Below are 16028 nucleotides of genomic sequence, written 5' to 3' on the forward strand. Positions count from 1 at the left end.
CTGTAGTGTCGCAGTCTTCGTGAAAGTGTCAGCGCACCAGCGCGCCGCCGTCGTTCTCCGCCGCCCCGCGGCTCGGATAGGCCAGCACCCGTTCGGAGCCCGGCATGTGCGGAAAGCCCTGGAAGTTGAGCGCGTTGGAGAATTTCTCGCGGCAGCTGGCGAAGCGCTTGTCGCAGCCGGCGGTCAGCCGCACGGGCACGCCGGCAGCCACCAGTGCGGGCAAAGGCGTCATCAGCTCGACGATGCGCATGCCCTCCTCCACCCGGTCGGAGACCACCTCGCCGACGAGCCCGCCGACCTCCAGGCGCCCGCCGGCGAACCAGTCGCGCGGCGGCCCGGCAATGCCGTCCACCTTGATCCGCCCGGCATTCGAGCCCGCCGCCACCGTGCCCTCCAGCCGGAAGCCGCCGGCAATCAGATCCACACCGCAGCGCCCGTCGCCGAGATCGGCATCGCACAGATGCGAGAACACCCGCCCTTGCGGGATGTCGAGCAGATGGGCGAGCCCGCGCAGCTCGGCGCGAAACGCATTGCCCGCCCGCGTCACCTCGCCGATGACGGCGCGGCGCAGCAGCATCCGGTGCTCCGGCGCCTGCCAGTCGACCAGGAAGATCTCGACGCGCCCGCCGTCCCACAGCCCGGCGGCAAGGTCCGCCTCGGCGATCCTGTCGGAGGCGAGAATGCCGGCCGCCTCGCTGGTGCCGGTGGCGAAGTCGGGCGCCAGGTCCGTGGCGCTCGCCTCGAAGCCGAGTTCGGGGCGGAACTGCGTCCCCTCGAAGGTGAGCACCCTGTCGTGGTCGGTGAAGCCGAGCACGGTGCCGTCGGCCCGTGTCAGCCGCCAGCAGGTGGCAAGCGTCGTCGCCTGCGCGCCCGCGCGCGCCGCGAGTTCCGGCGGAACCGTCCTCATGGCGCCTCTCCCCCGCCCGGCGTTATTTCCACAAGCGGGATTGTCGGCACGCGCCCGGCCTCGAAATGGGTCAGGCTCAGCTCCAACCGGTCGGTGTCGAAGCGCACCGGCACGTCGAAGCGGAAGCCCGCGGTGACCGTGACGCCCGGTGCCGGCGCGCCGGTGAGCGTCACAAGCCCGGTCGCGGGATCGCAGGTGAAGCCCGCGCCCTCGACAAGCTCGCTGCCGCCGACAGCGACCCGCACGGAGCCGGCCACCGGCTTTTCGATCCGCCGCAACGCCGCGTCGGCGCCCGCCCCGTAGCTCTTGGCGAGCGGAAACTCTACCCGCGTCCCGTCGCCGGTGCCGAGCGGGCAGTCGAGCGGGGAGACCGTGTTGCCGGTCGCCGCCGACAGGTTGTCGAAGGGATCGCGGAAGCGGAAGCCGATCAGCCGCCCGCGCATGCGCTCGAAAAAGCCGGCGACCTCCTGCAGGTCGGCGAGCGAGCGCACGCCGCTGCCGGCATCGTAGCGCCGCCGCGATCCGGCCCAGCGCGCGTTGCGCATCTCGGCGCCGGAGGCCAGCGTCACCACGTCCGTGCGCCATTGCGGCCCGCCGCTGGCGCCGAAGGCGACGCCGAGCGGGAAGCGTTCCTCGATGAAGCCGGGCGTCATCGGCCTGACTCCATGTTGCGAATTTTTGAAAGAAATGCCCCGAGTTTGATCTTGCTCAAGGTTCGGCCCGCCGCGGCGGGGCAGTCTCTTCGCGTCACAGGAGGTCTACCGGACATGAGTCATGTTCCCCACGAGTTGCACGAGGAATTCCCGGACAAGGTTGCTGCCTTGCACGAGCTGAAGGTTTCCAACGGCCATTTCGCGCGGCTTGCCGACAGCTACCACGACGTCAACCGGGAGATTCACCGGGTCGAAACCGATGTGGCCCCGGCCTCCGACGAGGCCCTGGAGAACCTCAAGAAGCAGCGCCTTCACCTGAAGGACGAAATCGCGGCGATGCTCGCCGCCACCTGAAACGCCGGTGCCTGAGCCCCTCCTCTTCAGGCCCGACGTCAAAGCCCGCGCCGTCCCCGTCCGACGGCGCGGGCAACCATTGTTGCGATCTGCGCTTCCGAACGCGCGAAGCTCTCCGCATCCCTCGCCTCCACATTGAAGACGATCTGCGGCATGGCCTGTCCCCCGCCTGCTGCGCCCGCGGCAACGCCCAGCCGGCCGCTCGCATCGCGCGACAGCGGCAGAACCGCCTCCGCACCAGCCTCGCCCATCAGCCCCAGCGCACCCGCGCCGCCTCCCGGCAGCGGAAAATAGCCGGGTGCCGCGACGACGCCGCCCTTGGCGAAGGGCAGAATGCCACCGCCGGAAAACCCGGACGCCAGCCCCGAGAACAGCTGCCCGGCAAGCCCCGAGATCCCGCTCGAGATCCCCTGCTCCACCGGGGCGAGCGCCGCGCTCAAGGCCCGGTTCGACAGCGACAGCGCCGCCGACCGCAGCACCTGCTCCAGCGAGCGGCCGTCGACCAGCGCCTGGCGCAGCCCGCGCGACAGCACTCCGGCCGCATCGCGCGAGGCGCTGCGCACATCCTCCATGGCGGCGCGCAGCCGCTCCGCCTCGTCCAGTTCCAGTCCCTCAGCGCTCATCGCCGCCCTCCTGCCGTTCCGTGTCGCCGCCCGCCGCCGCATCGGGGAAACGCCGCATCAAGGCCTCCAGTCCGGCGCGCGCCAGCGGGCGCAGATCGCGCGCCCTGCCGCCACCAAGGCCGGCCAGCACCGCTGCAAGCTCGCGCGGCGTTGCCCGCCAGAAGCTCTCCGGCGGCCAGCCGAGCCGGCCCATGCACAGGCCCATCGCCTCGGTCCAGGGAAAGGGCCGTGCTTCCTCCGCGCCCGCCTGCGGCCCGGCGGACGCGGCGCTCAAGGGTCCGGCGGCGTCTCGCCCCGCTGCCCGTCCGCGCTGCCGGCAAAGGTCGCGCGCAGCAGCTCCGCCGACAGCAGCGCCAGCCCGGCGACGCCGTCCGCATGGTCGAGCCGGGCGACCTCCTCGTCGGTGATGTCCTCGCCGGCACCGCGCAGGCCCGCCCCGAGGATGCGGATCACGTCGCGCGCCGACAGCCGCGCCTCGGCGAAGCGCTCGGCCAGCGTCGCCATGTCCTGCGCCCCATAGACCGCTTCCAGCTCCGCCAGCGCACCCAGCGTCAGCACCAGCCGGCGGTTCCGCCCGCCGAGCCGTGCCGCCACCTCGCCGCGGTGGCGGTTCGCCGCCAGTCCCTTGTCACCTGCCATGGTCAGGCCGCCGTGAAGCTGATTTCGCCGGCCGATTCCAGCGCCAGCTCGTAGGTCACCTCGCCGTCATGGGTGCCGGCATAGTCGAGCGCGCTCACCTGGAACGGCCCGCTGATCGTGCCGAAATCCGGCACCACCACCTGCCAGAAGCGGATGGCCCCGTCGAAGAACATCGCCCGCACCGTCTCGTCCGCCGCCTTGTCGCGGAAGATGCCGCCGCCCGAAATGCTGGCCGAGCGGGTGCCGGCGCCCGACAGCAGCTCGCGCCAGCGTCCGAAACTGTCCGCGTCGGTGACGTCGACGCTGCCGGCGTTGAGCGCGATGCGCCGCGCCTTCAGCCCGGCCATGGTGACGAAGCTCCCGCTTCCGGTCGCATCGCATTTCAGCAAAAGGTTCCTGCCTGCCTGTGCGGCCATCTCCGCCTCCGTTCCTGTATCGACCTAACCCGCCGGCTCGCTCACCAGCCGCAGCCGCAACCGGCCGCGCCAGCTGCGCCCGTCGGCCAGCCGCTCGCTGCGCTCGTCCAGCGTCCCGGCATTGACCAGCACATGTCCGTCGAGAAATCCGCCCGCGCCGGCCAGCACCGCCTCGCGGGCCGCCGCCATCAGCGCGGCAACCTCGCCGCGCGCGTCTTTTCGCGAATGCACCAGGATCTCCGCCTCGTGCTCCTCGCCCTCCTCCGCGCTGGCAAGCAGCGGCCGCGAGACGAGGGCGCCGAGCTCGATGAAGGGGTGCGCGCTCCCACGCGGTGCCCCGTCATGCACCCGCTCGCCGCCCGTCAGCGCGATCAGCTGCGCATCGGCGCGCAAGGCCTTCACCAGCGCCGCACGCAAGGCGACTTGCGCGCTCATCGCCCCTCCTCCTCGATGAGGCAGGCGACAAAGCCGCTCCGCCGCGCCGTGTCGTCGACGGCGAGCACGCGGAAGCGCCGCGCGCCCTCGCTCAGCCGCCAGCCGCCGGCAATGCCGGTGCCGGTGCGCAGCCGCGCCACATGGGTGGCGATGCCGTCGTGCCGCCCGCCCGCCTGCCGCTCGGCAAGGCTCGCCGGCGCCAGTGTCACGAAGACGAGGCCGGTGTCGGTGAAGATCGTCTGCGCCTCGCCGTCTTCTGCCTCGATCCGCTCGGGCCGCTCCAGCCGCATCGCGCGGTCGAGCGGACCCGCTCCGCCTGACGCCCTCACAGCCGCACCATCCGGTAGCTGCCGGCAAGGCTTGCGACTGCCGGCGGCAGGCCGAGCACGGCCGGATCCAGCCCCGGCTCGCGATGCTCGAACCAATGGGCGACCAGCAGCAGCACCGCCTGGCGCAGCGGCCCCGGCACCGTGGCAGGGTCCGCGCCGTATCCGGCGGTGAAATCGATCTCGATGCCGTTGAAGCCTTTGATCCCGGCCGGTGCGCTCGTCCTGACCTTCAGCCGCGGCGGGCTGGTGGCCGCCTCCAGCCGGAAGTCGGCCGGATCCAACGCCACCGGCAGCCCGTCGCCGTCATAGACGGTGACCGCCTCCACCGAGGCGACCGGGGCGACCGGCAGCCGCACCACCCGGCCCGGCGGCCACGCATCGAGATAGAGCCGCCAGCCCTGCGCGATCAGCGCGCGGCGCGTTGCCAGCTCGATCTGCGCCCGCGCGGCGGCGATCAGCCGGCCGAGCAGCGCGTCCTCCTCGCCGGATGTGACGCGCAGCTGGGCGCGCGCCTCCTCCAGCGTCACCGGCTCCACTGCCGGCGGCGTCGTCACGATCGCGGTCATCGCATCCCCATCCGCTGTCCGTCCCGCATCGCCGGGCGGGGAACGTCCCCGCCCGGCTCGTTCCCCGCCGCCGTTACGCGGCGAAGACCAGCAGCTTGATCGCGTCGAAGTCCTGCATGCCGCCGCCCACGCGCTTGGTCGTGTAGAACAGCACGTAGGGCTTGGCCGAATAGGGATCGCGCAGGATGCGCACCCCGGCCCGGTCGACCACCAGATAGCCCCGGCGGAAGTCGCCGAAGGCGATGGCCGGCGCGCCGGCGGCGATGTCCGGCATGTCCTCGGCCTCGGTGACCGGGAAGCTCATCAGCGTTGCCGGAGCGCCGAGGCTCGCCGGCGGCTGCCACAGGTAGTTGCCCTCGCCGTCCTTCATCTTGCGCAGCACGCCCTGCGTGCGCCGGTTCATCACGAAGCGGGCGTTCTGGCGGTAGCCGGCCTTCAGCGCATAGACGAGGTCTATCAGCACATCGCCCGGCTCCGTGGCCGGGAAGGCCGCATCGACGCCGGTCGACAGGGTGCCGACACTGCCCCAGCTCCAGGCGCTCTCGGCCACCTGCGGGTAGTCGAGAAAACCGCGCGGCCGGTTGACGCCGTTGCCGGCGACGAAAGCCGCGCCCTCCTGCTCGGCGAAGGCCAGCTCCACCTCCTCGGCGATCCACGCGTCGACATCGACCGCCGCATCGTCGAGCAGCGAGGCGGTCGCCGCCGGCATGGCGTAGAGCTCCATCGTCGGGAAGGCGAGTTCGGCCAGCGTCGGCGAGCCGGTTTCGGGCCGCGCCGCCGTCTCCGCCACCCAGCCCGACTGCGGGCCGGAGACCGAGAACGGCTTCTTGAAGACGCTGGACGAGACCTGCCGCGAGCCGGCGATGGCGCGGATCGGCGAGACCGACGTCATCCGGCGCAGGATGCCGGCCTCCGTCTCCTCCGGCACCAGATAGCCGCCGTCGGGATCGGAGCCGATGGACAGCGCCTTCTGCTCGAGCGAGCGCAGGCCTTCCTCCTGGCCCTTGCGCATATAGGCGAGGAAGGCGCCGCGATGTTCGCCGGCCGCCGCGCTCTCGCGGGCCCGGCCGCCGGTCCCTTCGCCCTCGCGCGGGGGACGGGCCGCCTTCAGCGCCAGCGCGTCGAGGCGCTGCTGCTGCCGGTCGATCTCCGCCTCGATGCGGGCGAGCTTCTCGCCGGTCAGCACGTCGGTGCTGCCGCGCTGCTCGATCTCCGACAGGCGCTCGTCGTTCACCTCGCGGAACGCGGTGAAGGCGGCGCGCATCTCGTCGAGCTCGCGCTCCAGTCCGCTGCCTGCGGCAGGCGCGGCGCCGCGCCCCGTCACCGCCTTGGTTTCCACCCCCTTGGTTTCTACCCCCTTCGTTTCGGGGGCGTGGCGCGTCAGCGCCGGCTGCTCGGCCGGACGGGGATTGCTGCTGGTCATGATCTGCGAAACTCCATTGCCCTGGTTGAGAGGCCCGGCGCCGGGAGCGCCGGTCGGGCGGCCCTGCGGCCGCCTCACGAGTCGAGCGCGCCTTGCGCGCGTCCCGTGGCGTTCGACCCGGCGTCGAGCCGGGCCATCGGGTGCAGCGGGAAGGTCACGAGCGACACCTCCCACAGGTCGATGTCGAAGATCCGCCGCAGCCCGCTCTGCGGATCGCGGCGGGCGGAGCGGGTGCGAAAGCCGATGGAGAGCCCGTCCAGTGCGCCGGCCGCCACCAGCGCGGCGGCATCGCGGCCCGTGCGCGTGTCGGTCACCAGCCGGCCGCTGAGATAGAGCCCGTGGGCGTCCTCCCTGGCGCTGTCCCACACGCCGATTGGCCGTGCCGGATCGTGCTGCCACAGGAAGCGGATGCCTTGCGCCCCGCGCTCGGCAAGGCTGCGGCGGAAGGCGCCGCGCATCACCATGTCGAGCGCGTCGTCCGGCGCGCCGAAGACGCTGGCATAGCCGGAAATCCGCGTCGGCCGGACGAGAGCCCGCCCACCCTTCGGCTCCGCCCCGCCGCCGTCGCGGCCGAAGCGCCCTGCCGCCAGCGCCCACATCGCCAGCGCGGCACCGTCCCGCTTTGCCGGGCTTTCCGTCTGCACCCGGCTCATGCGCGGACCCCGGCGCTCACCGCGCTTCTCTCGACGGCAGCGCGCAACACCAGCACGAAGCGGGCGAACACGGCCCTGTGCGCCCGCTTCACATGCGGCGCGCAGCGGATCGCGTCCGACGGCGTCGCGCCGGACATCTGGGAAACGGGCACGCGCACCCCCGCGCGCCCCCCAACACGGTGCGTCATGATCTGGATCTCCCTGTGGTGAATTCGAAATGCTCCCTGCCGGGTGCCACCTCTACCGCTCTGGCAACCAATAGGCCCCGGCTCGCGCTTCGCTTGGCCGGGGTGACGCCTGAGAGGGTGCGAGGCCGTGCCTCCCCCTCGGAGGTCATCCCGGCCGCAGGCGAAGCCGAAGAGCCGGGAACCATTGGTGTCCTCAGCAGGCATGAACTGGGAGGCGCTGCCGGCGTGCGGGCCTTCGCCCCAACCTCTCCCCACGTCATTCCGAGCAAGGCGAAGCCGCGGGGAGAGGAAAGTGCCAAGGATGACGAACAGAGAGGCAGTAAGCCCCCCTACTCGTCGCCGATCATCCGGTTGAGCCGGGCGATGGCCTCGACGAAATCGTCGAAGCGGCGGTTGGAGCGCACCATCTCGCGCAAGCTCCACACCAGCAGGCTCGACGAGGAGCCCGCCCACAACAGCAGCACCAGATGGGCAAGGTCCCCGCGTGCCGCCACCTCGCGCAGCGCCGGCTCCATCATGCGCCTTCCGCCCCGGCGCTCTCCGCGCCATAACCGACCGCCTGCCGCTTCTCGGCTCGCGTCAGGAACGAGGCCCGCTCGACCCGCTCCCACAGGGCGGCACGCTCGGCCGACAGCGCCTCGATGGCATCGGCATCGGGCACCAGCCGCAGGTCCGCCCCCTCGCGGGGGGAAAGCCACCGCGCCAGCGCCTCGCCGACGCGCGCGGCCAGCGGCAGCACGGTCTGGCGCCAGAAGGCGCGGTTGGCCTCCTGGTAGTTGGCGAAGGTGTTGTCGCCGGGGATCGCCAGCAGCATCGGCGGCACGCCGAAGGCGAGCGCGATCTCGCGCGCCGCCTGGTTCTTCGCCTCGATGAAATCCATGTCGCGCGGGGTGAGGCCCATCGGCTTCCAGTCGAGCCCGCCTTCCAGCAGCAGGGGCCGCCCCGCATTGGCCGGCCCCTGGTAGCCGGCCTCCAGCTCGCCCTTCAGCCGGTCGAACTGCTCGTCGGTCAGGTTCGCCGCATCCGCCCCGCCATAGACCAGCGCGCCGGAGGGGCGCGCCGCATTGTCGAGCAGCGCCTTGTTCCAGGCCCCGGCGGCATTGTGCAGGTCGAGACTGACCTGCGCCGCCTCCAGCGGCGCGAAACCGTAGTGGTCGTTGAGCGGGTGAAACACCTTCAGATGCAGCACCGACGGGTGTCCGTCGCGCGGGTCGGCGGGAAAGCGCACCGTGCGCCCGCCGACCGTGTAGTCGAACGCCTCCGGCCAGCCGTCGCGCCCCGGCACCACGCGCACCCGGTCGGGCCGCAGCGCATGCAGCTCGCGCGGCCTGCCGTCGATGTCGACCCGCTCCAGATAGGCATTGCCGGCGACCTGCAGGTAGCCGTGGATCTCCTCCAGCAGCCCCTGCCCGGACTGGCCCGGCGCGGGCCGCGCCAGCAGCTCCAGCAGCGGATGCGTGTCGAGTTCGCGCGCCCCCTCGTAGAGCACCAGCGGCACGCTGGCCGCCGCCTCCGCCACCATGCGCACGGCGCGGTGCACCACCGGATTTCGTGCATATCCCTCGCGGGCGAGCGCCGCATAGTCGCGCGGCGTCCACACCGCGCGCCCGCCGCCCGAGAGCGCCAGCAAGGGCCCGGCGCGCGAGGCCTTGGCCTCGGCTGACGGGCGACGAAAAGAGTCAAGAAGGTCGCGCAACCCCATGATCCAGAATCCTTTTTCCGGTCGACTTGAGGAACTGAATCCGCTGCCTGAGACATCGATTCAAACAGCTCGATTCAGCTGCTTCACACGCAGATTCAACTTGGCCGGGGGGCGTCTCACAGGCTGCGCAGGCGCGGGTTTGCCAGCGGCTTCAACGCCAGCTCGTGCAGCGCATAGACCAGCGCGTCGAGCCGGTCGGGCGAGTGGCCGGCCGACAGCCCGTCGGGGGCGAATTCCGCCATCTCGTCTTCGAGTTCGGGAAAGGCGCCGACATGGCGCACCCGGCCCTGCTCGTAGAGCATGGCGACCGGTTCGGCGCGCAGCCACTTGCCGCGCCGCGCCCGCACCTCGGCGACGGGCACGCCCGGGTCGACGCCGTTGATCACCGCGCCCACCATCTCGCCGCCCTGGTTCACCTCGGCGACCAGGCAGTCGGCCTCGAGCGTCCGCCACAGCTCCACCGCCGTCCGGGCCCAGCGCGCCGGCTTTGCCGCCCGCACGCTCGCATCCGCCAGCACATGGACGATGCCCGCCGCATCGATGCCGGCGGCAATGATCCCGCAGGCGTCCGAGCGGCGGGACGAGCCCGCCGGCGGATCGACCGCGACGACGATGCGGGTAAGCTCCTCCGGCCGCCGGTCGGTGCGGCAGCGCTCCAGCGCGTCGCGGCTCCACATTGCGCCTTCGCGCTCGCCGACGATCTCGCCGTCGAGTTCCTGCCGCGCCAGCCGCGTGCCGCGATAGCGGTTGCGGATCGCGGTGATGAAGCCCTTGGCCAGATGCGCCGCGTTGGCCTCCGTCGCCGCGCGGGTCACCACCGTGCCCTCGTCCTCGACCAGCCGCTTCAACAGCGGGATCGGGCGCGGCGTCGTCGTCACCAGCTGGCGCGGATGGGTGCCGAGCCGCAGGCCGAATTGCAGCATGTCCCAGGTCTCCTGCACATGCCGCCACTTGGCCAGCTCGTCGCACCAGGCCATCTCGAATTGCGGCCCGCGCAGGGCATCCGGGTCCTCGGAGGAAAACACCTGCGCCACCGCCCCGCACGGCCATTCCAGCCGCCGGCGCGAGGGCAGCCATTGCGGCCGCTCCGATGCCGGGTGCACACCGAGCAGGCCGGAGATCCCCTCCACCATCACCTCGCGCGCATCCATCTGCGTTTCGCCGACGAGCGCGATGCGCAGCTCGCCGCCCCGCCCTTGTCGGGCGGTCGCGTTCACCGCCGCGCGCAGCCATTCGGCGCCGGCGCGGGTCTTGCCGGCGCCGCGCCCGCCGAGCAGCAGCCACACCCGCCAGTCGCCCTGCGGCGGCAGCTGGTGTTCATGCGCCCAGATATGCCAGTCATGGCGCAGGAAGCGCAGTTCCGCCGCCGTCAGCCGCGCCAGAAAGTCCGGCAACCGCCCCTTCGCCGCACAGGCGGTCAAGGCGCTGCGCAAGCTCGTGCCTGAGTGCATCCTCGTCCCTCCCCGCCGGGTCCAGTTCCCTCACGCCGCTGCGCAGTTCGACCAGCACGTCGAGCGTCCGGGCGAGGATGCCGAGCGTGCGGGCGTTGCGCTCGGCCAGCTGCGAGGCCTCCGCCCGGTCCAGCTTCAGGGCGCGGGAGCGGCCGATTTCCAGCTCGATCGCCTCCACCTGCCGCTCGAACGCTTCCGCCAGCCGCCCCACGAGGCAGGCAAGGCCCTGCGTGTCGCCGGCGGCGATCAGCCCGCGCACGTCGCCCGAGCGCACCCAGCCTTCCGCCTGGATGTGGCGCAGCACCGTGCTCTTGGCGACGCAGAAGCGCTTCACCACCCCGTCCGCATCCAGCGCGCCGCTCTCGTAGAGCTGCCGCGCCTCGGCCCAGGCCTCGACGCCCAGATGCACCGGCGCCTTGCGGTCGGGAGAAGCTGCGTGTGTCGGGGGTGGCTTTCGGGTTTTGGCGCCCGCCGTCTCGGGATCGGCCGCTTCGGCCTGTTCCGGGGATTGCGCGGCACCGTCCGCTGGCGCCTTTGAACCGGCCATCGGCTCCTCCCTGTTTGATGTCGGGATCATGTTCGGCAAGGATCGGCAGACGGCCCGAGAAAGAAGCACGACCTCGCATCCCCTCGGCCTTGCCGAGGGCACCAATGGTTCCCGGCTCTTCGGCTTCGCCTGCGGCCGGGACGACGGCCTGAGAAAGTGGCGCGACCTCGCATCCCCTCGGCCGTCACCCCGGACGAGCAACGCGAGATCCGGGGCCTATTGGCTGCCAGAGCGGCAGCGGGGACGCCAGAACCTCTCCCTGCATCATCCCGCACGCAGCTCAGCCAAGATGCGGGATCGGAGAGCCGAGAGCCTCGCGGCAGCGCTCACACAAAAGAGGCAACCACCCTGCCTCCCCGGTCCCGGATCGTCGGCCTTCGGCCTTGTCCGGGAAGACGCCAAGGAGAGGGTGGAGCGACAAACCAACCGCCAGAAACACAAATGGCGGCCGAACCAATCGGTCCGCCGCCATCGCCAGGCCGCAACTGTGCGACCATGCCTGAACCCTACCCGACCACCGTCACGGTGTCAAGGATTTTTTTCCTACGAACAGCTGCCCGTAGAGATACCGGAACCGCCGCAAGCGTGCCAGCCACCATGCATCAGGAGACGCCCCTCTTTCCGGCCACTCTCACGAGCGCAAACAGGCCGAGCGTCGATAGACACGCCGGCAAAAGCACGAGCAGAGCCAGGAACAGCCCCCCTCCGGAAAGATGCCCCGCAAGAGACGCGAGGACCAGGGCGCACCAGATGACGATCAAAGAAAAATTCGCGGCACAAAGCACCAAGGAGCCGAAAGAGAGCGACAAGACAAAAATGACCGCAACAACCACAAGCAATATCATGAAATAAGAAGTCGCCGACGCCGCCCCGATCATCGAGACGGAAACCAGAACGACAGAAACAGCGTGAAGAACGACAGCCAGCCGGGCGGCATCGGGCAAGATGGACATCCTATATGCTCTCGTAGTCGCTCCCGAACGCGGCCTTACACCCACCCCTCACTCAATAAACCCCACCCGCACCTTCTCGTCCATCGGGTTCTCGCCCGGCCAGTCGGCGACGAAATTCTCGTAGTCTTCCAGCGGGATGCCGTCTTCGGGAAAGGTGCGCCCGCGCACCGAGACGCCGGCGGCATGCACCGTTTCCGGGTCGCCGGAGACCAGCGGATGCCACCAGTAGAGGTCGCGCCCTTCGGCGACCAGCCGGTAGGCACAGGTCGGCGGCAGCCAGGAGAGCGTCGGCACCAGCTCGGCGGTGAGCTGCAGGCAGTCCGGCACGGTGGCGAAGCGGTTGGCATAGTCCGAGCAGCGGCAGCTCTCGCCGTCGAGCAGGGTGCAGGCGAGCGAGGTCCAGACGATCTCGCCGCTGTCCCAGTCCTCCAGCTTGTTGAGGCAGCAGCGCCCGCAGCCGTCGCACAGGGCTTCCCATTCGGCCGGGTTCAGCTCGTCGAGCCGCCGTCCCTTCCAGAACGGCTCGCCCGCCTCGCTTGCGCCGCCCGCCGTCCCGCCCGCCCGATTTGTTGATCGCTCCGCCACCGGCACATCCTTGAAAGGCCCGGCGGATCGGGAGTAAAACGGACCGCGCCGGGTCGCTCCCGCAGCGGGAGCCCGCCCACGGCCATAGCAGAACGGAAGACCAAGGTGAACCAGCGATCCGGCGATGCCGACCCGCAGGACAGCCCGCAGCCGGCGCCCTCTTCAGGGAACCAGCCGTCGGGGCGGCGCCCGTTCGGCGCCCGCGCGCGTTCGGCCATGCTGTCGGTCGACGCGTGGGTCGACACCGCGTTGTGGCGGTCGTTTTCCGGTCTGCGCGCCGGGCTCGAGGGCTATTCGGCCTGGCTGCGCCGGTTCCGCGCCCGCGGCGCGGGGCGCGTTGCCGCCGAGCTTGCCTCCGACGGCGTCACCTTCGGCCTGCTCGGCCTGATCCTGATGCTGGCGCTGGCGCAGGACGCCTTCCAGCAGACCGGGCGCGCCGACTGGCGCACCACCGAGGACTTTTCCGTCACCTTCCTCGACCGCTTCGGCAACGAGATCGGCAAGCGCGGCATCCTGCTCAACGACACGGTGCCGCTGGAGGAGATCCCCGACCACCTGATCAAGGCGGCGCTGGCGACCGAGGACCGGCGCTTCTTCTACCATTTCGGCATCGACGTGATGGGCACCTTCCGCGCCATGCTGGAAAACGTGCGCGCCCGCACCGTGGTGCAGGGCGGCTCCTCGATCACCCAGCAGCTGGCCAAGAACCTGTTCCTGTCGAACGAGCGCACGCTGGAGCGCAAGATCAACGAGGCGTTCCTGGCGCTGTGGCTGGAGATGAACCTCTCCAAGCGCGAGATCCTCAAGCTCTATCTCGACCGCGCCTATATGGGCGGCGGCACGTTCGGCGTCGCCGCGGCGTCCGAGTTCTATTTCGGCAAGAACGTGCGCGAGCTGAGCCTGGCGGAATCGGCCATGCTCGCGGGCCTGTTCAAGGCGCCGACGAAATACGCTCCGCATATCAACCTGCCGGCGGCGCGCGCGCGGGCCAACGATGTGCTGACCAACATGGTCCAGGCCGGCTTCATGACCGAGGGCCAGGTGATCGGCGCAAGGCGCAATCCGGCGGTCGCCATCGACCGCAGCAAGGACCGCTCGCCGGACCACTTCCTCGACTATGCGTTCAACGAGGTGAAGGAGCTGGCGCGCACCCATCCCGCGCTCGCCAACGACCGCATCGTCACGGTGCGCACCTCGCTCGATCCCGGCCTGCAGCGCCAGGCGGAGCGCGCCGTGCTCGAGAGCCTGCGCCAGCACGGCGAGCGCTACCGGGTGCGCGAGGGCGCGGTCGCCGTCGTCGTGCCGGAAACCGGGGCCGTGCGCGCCATGGTCGGCGGACGCGATTACGGCGAGAGCCAGTTCAATCGCGCGGTCGACGCGGTGCGCCAGCCCGGCTCCTCGTTCAAGCCCTTCGTCTATATCGCCGCCTTCATGAACGGCTACACGCCGGCCTCCGTGGTGCCGGACGCGCCGATTTCCATCGGCGGCTGGAGCCCGCGCAACTATTCGCGCGGCTATGCCGGCCCGGTGACGCTGAAGACCGCGCTGACCAAGTCGATCAACACGGTGCCGGTGCGCCTTGCCCAGGCGATCGGCCGCGACAAGATCGTCGACTATGCCAAGGCGATGGGCATCACCACCGAGATCAAGATCACCCGGCCGCTGCCGCTCGGCGTCGCCGAGGTGAAGGTGCTGGACATGGCCGCCGCATTTGCCAGCTTCGCCAGCGGCGGGCTGAAGGTCGTGCCGACCGCCATCCTCGAGGTGCGCAATTCCGCCGGCGATGTCATCTACGAGCAGGCGAACGACCGGGCCCCGCCGGAACGCATCTTCCCGGAGGAAAAGGCCGCCGAGATGAACGACGTGCTGGTCAACGTGGTGGAAAACGGCACCGGCCGGCGCGCCCGGGTGGAGGGCGTCACCGCCGCCGGCAAGACCGGCACCACCCAGGCCTATCGCGATGCCTGGTTCGTCGGCTACACCGGCAACTACGCGGCGGCCGTGTGGTTCGGCAACGACGACTTCACCTCCACCGCCCGGATGACCGGCGGCAGCCTGCCGGCGATGACCTGGCAGTCGATCATGGATTACGCGCACAAGGGCATCGAGCTGCGGCCGATGCCGGGCGTCGACCGCCCGGCCCGCGAGGACGGTGCCATTCCGGTGGCGGAGGGCGCCGGCTCCGACCGGCCGCGCCTGCTGCGCGTGCAGTCCATCGCCGTGCTGGAGGAGATCGGCGCGCGGCTGGATGCCATCGGCAAGCGGGCGGAAGCGCCGGCCGCTCTTCAGGCGCCAGGACAGGCGGAGCCCGTCGCCCGGTGACACTCGCCCTTTCCCACGATCCGGAGACCGACGGCCTGCGGCCGGACCGCGTCCCCTCCATTCTGCGGCGGCGCCGGCGCGCCCTGGCGCTGGATCTCGCCATCGTCATCGCCATCGCCATGAGCGTCGGGTTTTCCAGCGCCTATCTGGCGGTGGAGCGGGCGCCGGCCTTCGGCGCGCTGCGGCTCGGCGCGTGGGAGGCGCGGCCGCGCCAGGGCACCCGCGATGCCGACCCCTATTCCACCGCCACCCATGCCCGCACGGGCCGCGTGCCGCTGGCCGGCGGCGAGGGGCTGATGTTCCTGGCCGAGACCGACAGCGACGGCAACACCCTGTCGCCGCGCTGCGACTACGAGATTTCCGGCCAGGCGGCCCCCGCCCGGCTGTGGACGCTGGTGGCGCTCGACCGCGAGATGCGGCTGGTCGCCGACGGCTCGCCCCGCAGCGGCGTCGACAGCCGCCACCTGCTGCGCCGCGCGAACGGCGAGTTCGTCATCACCGCCGCGCCCCGCGCCCGGCCGGGCAACTGGCTGCCGACCTCCGGCACGGCCCGCGGGCTGGTGCTGGCGCTGCGCCTCTACGACACGCCGCTGACCACCGGCACAGGCGTTGCCAACGTGCCGATGCCGGAGATCCGCCGGGGGCTGTGCCGATGAGCGCGCGCGCCCGCAAGACCTTTTCCTCCCTCCCGCTGCGGGCGCTCGACGGCATGGTCGTCGTGCGCATGCTTCTGCTGCTGCTGGCCGGGCTCTTTCTCGGCGGCATCATCCACATCGCGATCGTGCTCGGCGTGCCGGGCCAGGTGCCGGAAAGCGCCTATGCGCGGGTCGCCGCCTTCGGGCCGGACGGGGTATTCAACCGCCTGCCGGACGTGGAAGCCGGCGCCGAGCCGCTGCCGATGCTCGACCCGATGATGCTCCATGCCGCCTGCCGGTTCGACCTTGGCGAGGGTCCGCTGAAGATCGAGGCGGCGCTGCCGCCGCCCTTCTGGTCCTTCGCCCTGTTCGATGCGGGCGGGCGGGCGATCTACAGCCTCAACGACCGCACCTCCGGTGCCGGCGGCCGGCTGGAAGTGCTGGTGCTCACCACCGAGCAGCTCAGCGTCCTGCGCGAAAACCCGCCGGAGGGCCTAGAGGACCTGATCGTCATCGAGACCGACGCCCTCCACGGCTATGCGCTTTTGCGCGCCTTCGACGGCGAGCCCCTGCTGCGCGAACGGATCGAGACGGCGATGGCGCAGGCGACCTGCCGCAGGCTCTGACACACCCGGCGCCGATATCGA

At 71.1% G+C, this 16028-nt stretch carries 22 protein-coding genes; 4 read left to right on the plus strand and 18 right to left on the minus strand.

What is annotated here, in order from left to right; all coding sequences use genetic code 11:
* Positions 1 to 28: 28 nt before the first annotated feature.
* Both MNI96_RS18655 and MNI96_RS18660 read right to left on the minus strand, forming a co-directional pair.
* Positions 29 to 907 (minus strand): phage/gene transfer agent baseplate hub protein, encoded by an 879-nt coding sequence (locus MNI96_RS18655; protein ID WP_249695625.1) that lies wholly within the window; start codon positions 905 to 907, stop codon positions 29 to 31.
* Positions 904 to 1560, minus strand: coding sequence for a DUF2460 domain-containing protein (locus tag MNI96_RS18660; RefSeq protein WP_249695627.1), 657 nt, complete (start codon positions 1558 to 1560; stop codon positions 904 to 906). The genes MNI96_RS18655 and MNI96_RS18660 overlap by 4 nt, the downstream gene beginning before the upstream one ends.
* A gap of 114 nt (positions 1561 to 1674) precedes the next feature.
* Between MNI96_RS18660 and MNI96_RS18665 the strand changes: the two genes are divergently transcribed.
* The gene (locus MNI96_RS18665) at positions 1675 to 1914 is read left to right on the plus strand and encodes an HP1242/YdcH family protein (protein WP_158195626.1); all 240 of its coding nucleotides are present in this window, start codon (positions 1675 to 1677) and stop codon (positions 1912 to 1914) included.
* A 38-nt stretch (positions 1915 to 1952) separates the two neighbouring features.
* Here the strand turns inward: MNI96_RS18665 and MNI96_RS18670 are convergent, their stop codons facing one another.
* The 16 genes from MNI96_RS18670 to MNI96_RS18745 form a co-directional block, all read right to left on the minus strand.
* Positions 1953 to 2537: a phage tail tape measure protein gene (locus tag MNI96_RS18670; RefSeq protein ID WP_249695629.1), complete on the minus strand. Its 585-nt coding sequence runs from the start codon at positions 2535 to 2537 to the stop codon at positions 1953 to 1955.
* The gene (locus MNI96_RS18675; protein WP_283776564.1) at positions 2527 to 2811 is read right to left on the minus strand and encodes a rcc01693 family protein; all 285 of its coding nucleotides are present in this window, start codon (positions 2809 to 2811) and stop codon (positions 2527 to 2529) included. The genes MNI96_RS18670 and MNI96_RS18675 overlap by 11 nt, the downstream gene beginning before the upstream one ends.
* The gene (locus MNI96_RS18680; RefSeq protein ID WP_158195624.1) at positions 2808 to 3176 is read right to left on the minus strand and encodes a gene transfer agent family protein; all 369 of its coding nucleotides are present in this window, start codon (positions 3174 to 3176) and stop codon (positions 2808 to 2810) included. Before MNI96_RS18680 ends, MNI96_RS18675 begins: the two co-directional genes overlap by 4 nt.
* 2 nt (positions 3177 to 3178) lie before the next feature.
* Positions 3179 to 3592, minus strand: a complete 414-nt coding sequence (locus MNI96_RS18685) for a phage major tail protein, TP901-1 family (protein ID WP_249695631.1) — start codon at positions 3590 to 3592, stop codon at positions 3179 to 3181.
* A gap of 24 nt (positions 3593 to 3616) precedes the next feature.
* On the minus strand, positions 3617 to 4027 hold the full coding sequence (gp17, locus tag MNI96_RS18690; RefSeq protein ID WP_249695633.1) for a tail completion protein gp17: 411 nt from the start codon (positions 4025 to 4027) through the stop codon (positions 3617 to 3619).
* A complete protein-coding gene (locus MNI96_RS18695; RefSeq protein ID WP_249695634.1) occupies positions 4024 to 4356 on the minus strand; it encodes a head-tail adaptor protein in 333 nt (110 codons plus the stop codon). The genes gp17 and MNI96_RS18695 overlap by 4 nt, the downstream gene beginning before the upstream one ends.
* Positions 4353 to 4922: a head-tail connector protein gene (locus MNI96_RS18700; RefSeq protein WP_249695636.1), complete on the minus strand. Its 570-nt coding sequence runs from the start codon at positions 4920 to 4922 to the stop codon at positions 4353 to 4355. Before MNI96_RS18700 ends, MNI96_RS18695 begins: the two co-directional genes overlap by 4 nt.
* A 73-nt stretch (positions 4923 to 4995) precedes the next feature.
* On the minus strand, positions 4996 to 6345 hold the full coding sequence (locus MNI96_RS18705) for a phage major capsid protein (protein ID WP_283776567.1): 1350 nt from the start codon (positions 6343 to 6345) through the stop codon (positions 4996 to 4998).
* A gap of 74 nt (positions 6346 to 6419) precedes the next feature.
* On the minus strand, positions 6420 to 6998 hold the full coding sequence (locus tag MNI96_RS18710; RefSeq protein WP_249695638.1) for an HK97 family phage prohead protease: 579 nt from the start codon (positions 6996 to 6998) through the stop codon (positions 6420 to 6422).
* Positions 6995 to 7186, minus strand: a complete 192-nt coding sequence (locus MNI96_RS18715) for a hypothetical protein (RefSeq protein WP_249695640.1) — start codon at positions 7184 to 7186, stop codon at positions 6995 to 6997. Before MNI96_RS18715 ends, MNI96_RS18710 begins: the two co-directional genes overlap by 4 nt.
* A gap of 329 nt (positions 7187 to 7515) precedes the next feature.
* Positions 7516 to 7704, minus strand: a complete 189-nt coding sequence (locus MNI96_RS18720) for a hypothetical protein (RefSeq protein WP_199270398.1) — start codon at positions 7702 to 7704, stop codon at positions 7516 to 7518.
* On the minus strand, positions 7701 to 8888 hold the full coding sequence (locus MNI96_RS18725) for a phage portal protein (RefSeq protein WP_249695642.1): 1188 nt from the start codon (positions 8886 to 8888) through the stop codon (positions 7701 to 7703). Before MNI96_RS18725 ends, MNI96_RS18720 begins: the two co-directional genes overlap by 4 nt.
* Before the next feature lie 116 nt (positions 8889 to 9004).
* Positions 9005 to 10339: a DNA-packaging protein gene (locus MNI96_RS18730; protein WP_249695643.1), complete on the minus strand. Its 1335-nt coding sequence runs from the start codon at positions 10337 to 10339 to the stop codon at positions 9005 to 9007.
* Positions 10227 to 10886: a hypothetical protein gene (locus MNI96_RS18735; RefSeq protein WP_249695646.1), complete on the minus strand. Its 660-nt coding sequence runs from the start codon at positions 10884 to 10886 to the stop codon at positions 10227 to 10229. Before MNI96_RS18735 ends, MNI96_RS18730 begins: the two co-directional genes overlap by 113 nt.
* Positions 10887 to 11488: 602 nt before the next feature.
* The gene (locus tag MNI96_RS18740; RefSeq protein ID WP_249695648.1) at positions 11489 to 11830 is read right to left on the minus strand and encodes a hypothetical protein; all 342 of its coding nucleotides are present in this window, start codon (positions 11828 to 11830) and stop codon (positions 11489 to 11491) included.
* 57 nt (positions 11831 to 11887) lie between these two features.
* Positions 11888 to 12424: a YcgN family cysteine cluster protein gene (locus MNI96_RS18745; RefSeq protein WP_249695649.1), complete on the minus strand. Its 537-nt coding sequence runs from the start codon at positions 12422 to 12424 to the stop codon at positions 11888 to 11890.
* Between the two features lie 105 nt (positions 12425 to 12529).
* Here MNI96_RS18745 and MNI96_RS18750 point away from each other — a divergent pair, with 105 nt between their 5' ends.
* Genes MNI96_RS18750 through MNI96_RS18760 form a run of 3 tightly spaced genes read left to right on the plus strand, consistent with a single transcriptional unit; the run spans position 12530 to position 16007 of the window.
* Positions 12530 to 14746, plus strand: coding sequence for a transglycosylase domain-containing protein (locus MNI96_RS18750; protein WP_502960359.1), 2217 nt, complete (start codon positions 12530 to 12532; stop codon positions 14744 to 14746).
* Positions 14743 to 15402 carry a DUF1214 domain-containing protein gene (locus tag MNI96_RS22035; protein WP_249695650.1) on the plus strand — a complete coding sequence of 220 codons (660 nt, stop codon included), beginning with the start codon at positions 14743 to 14745 and terminating at the stop codon, positions 15400 to 15402. Before MNI96_RS18750 ends, MNI96_RS22035 begins: the two co-directional genes overlap by 4 nt.
* Positions 15399 to 16007: a DUF1254 domain-containing protein gene (locus MNI96_RS18760; protein ID WP_249695652.1), complete on the plus strand. Its 609-nt coding sequence runs from the start codon at positions 15399 to 15401 to the stop codon at positions 16005 to 16007. Before MNI96_RS22035 ends, MNI96_RS18760 begins: the two co-directional genes overlap by 4 nt.
* Positions 16008 to 16028 lie beyond the last annotated feature (21 nt).

This window comes from Stappia sp. WLB 29 (assembly GCF_023507705.1).
GTDB lineage: Bacteria > Pseudomonadota > Alphaproteobacteria > Rhizobiales > Stappiaceae > Stappia.

Coding starts and splice junctions, on each gene's coding strand:
- MNI96_RS18655 (WP_249695625.1), bottom strand. CDS start 907: ATGAGGACGGTTCCGCCGGAACTCGCGGCGCGCGCGGGCGCGCAGGCG.
- MNI96_RS18660 (WP_249695627.1), bottom strand. CDS start 1,560: ATGACGCCCGGCTTCATCGAGGAACGCTTCCCGCTCGGCGTCGCCTTC.
- MNI96_RS18665 (WP_158195626.1), top strand. CDS start 1,675: ATGAGTCATGTTCCCCACGAGTTGCACGAGGAATTCCCGGACAAGGTT.
- MNI96_RS18670 (WP_249695629.1), bottom strand. CDS start 2,537: ATGAGCGCTGAGGGACTGGAACTGGACGAGGCGGAGCGGCTGCGCGCC.
- MNI96_RS18680 (WP_158195624.1), bottom strand. CDS start 3,176: ATGGCAGGTGACAAGGGACTGGCGGCGAACCGCCACCGCGGCGAGGTG.
- MNI96_RS18685 (WP_249695631.1), bottom strand. CDS start 3,592: ATGGCCGCACAGGCAGGCAGGAACCTTTTGCTGAAATGCGATGCGACC.
- gp17 (WP_249695633.1), bottom strand. CDS start 4,027: ATGAGCGCGCAAGTCGCCTTGCGTGCGGCGCTGGTGAAGGCCTTGCGC.
- MNI96_RS18700 (WP_249695636.1), bottom strand. CDS start 4,922: ATGACCGCGATCGTGACGACGCCGCCGGCAGTGGAGCCGGTGACGCTG.
- MNI96_RS18705 (WP_283776567.1), bottom strand. CDS start 6,345: ATGACCAGCAGCAATCCCCGTCCGGCCGAGCAGCCGGCGCTGACGCGC.
- MNI96_RS18710 (WP_249695638.1), bottom strand. CDS start 6,998: ATGAGCCGGGTGCAGACGGAAAGCCCGGCAAAGCGGGACGGTGCCGCG.
- MNI96_RS18715 (WP_249695640.1), bottom strand. CDS start 7,186: ATGACGCACCGTGTTGGGGGGCGCGCGGGGGTGCGCGTGCCCGTTTCC.
- MNI96_RS18720 (WP_199270398.1), bottom strand. CDS start 7,704: ATGATGGAGCCGGCGCTGCGCGAGGTGGCGGCACGCGGGGACCTTGCC.
- MNI96_RS18725 (WP_249695642.1), bottom strand. CDS start 8,888: ATGGGGTTGCGCGACCTTCTTGACTCTTTTCGTCGCCCGTCAGCCGAG.
- MNI96_RS18730 (WP_249695643.1), bottom strand. CDS start 10,339: ATGCACTCAGGCACGAGCTTGCGCAGCGCCTTGACCGCCTGTGCGGCG.
- MNI96_RS18735 (WP_249695646.1), bottom strand. CDS start 10,886: ATGGCCGGTTCAAAGGCGCCAGCGGACGGTGCCGCGCAATCCCCGGAA.
- MNI96_RS18760 (WP_249695652.1), top strand. CDS start 15,399: ATGAGCGCGCGCGCCCGCAAGACCTTTTCCTCCCTCCCGCTGCGGGCG.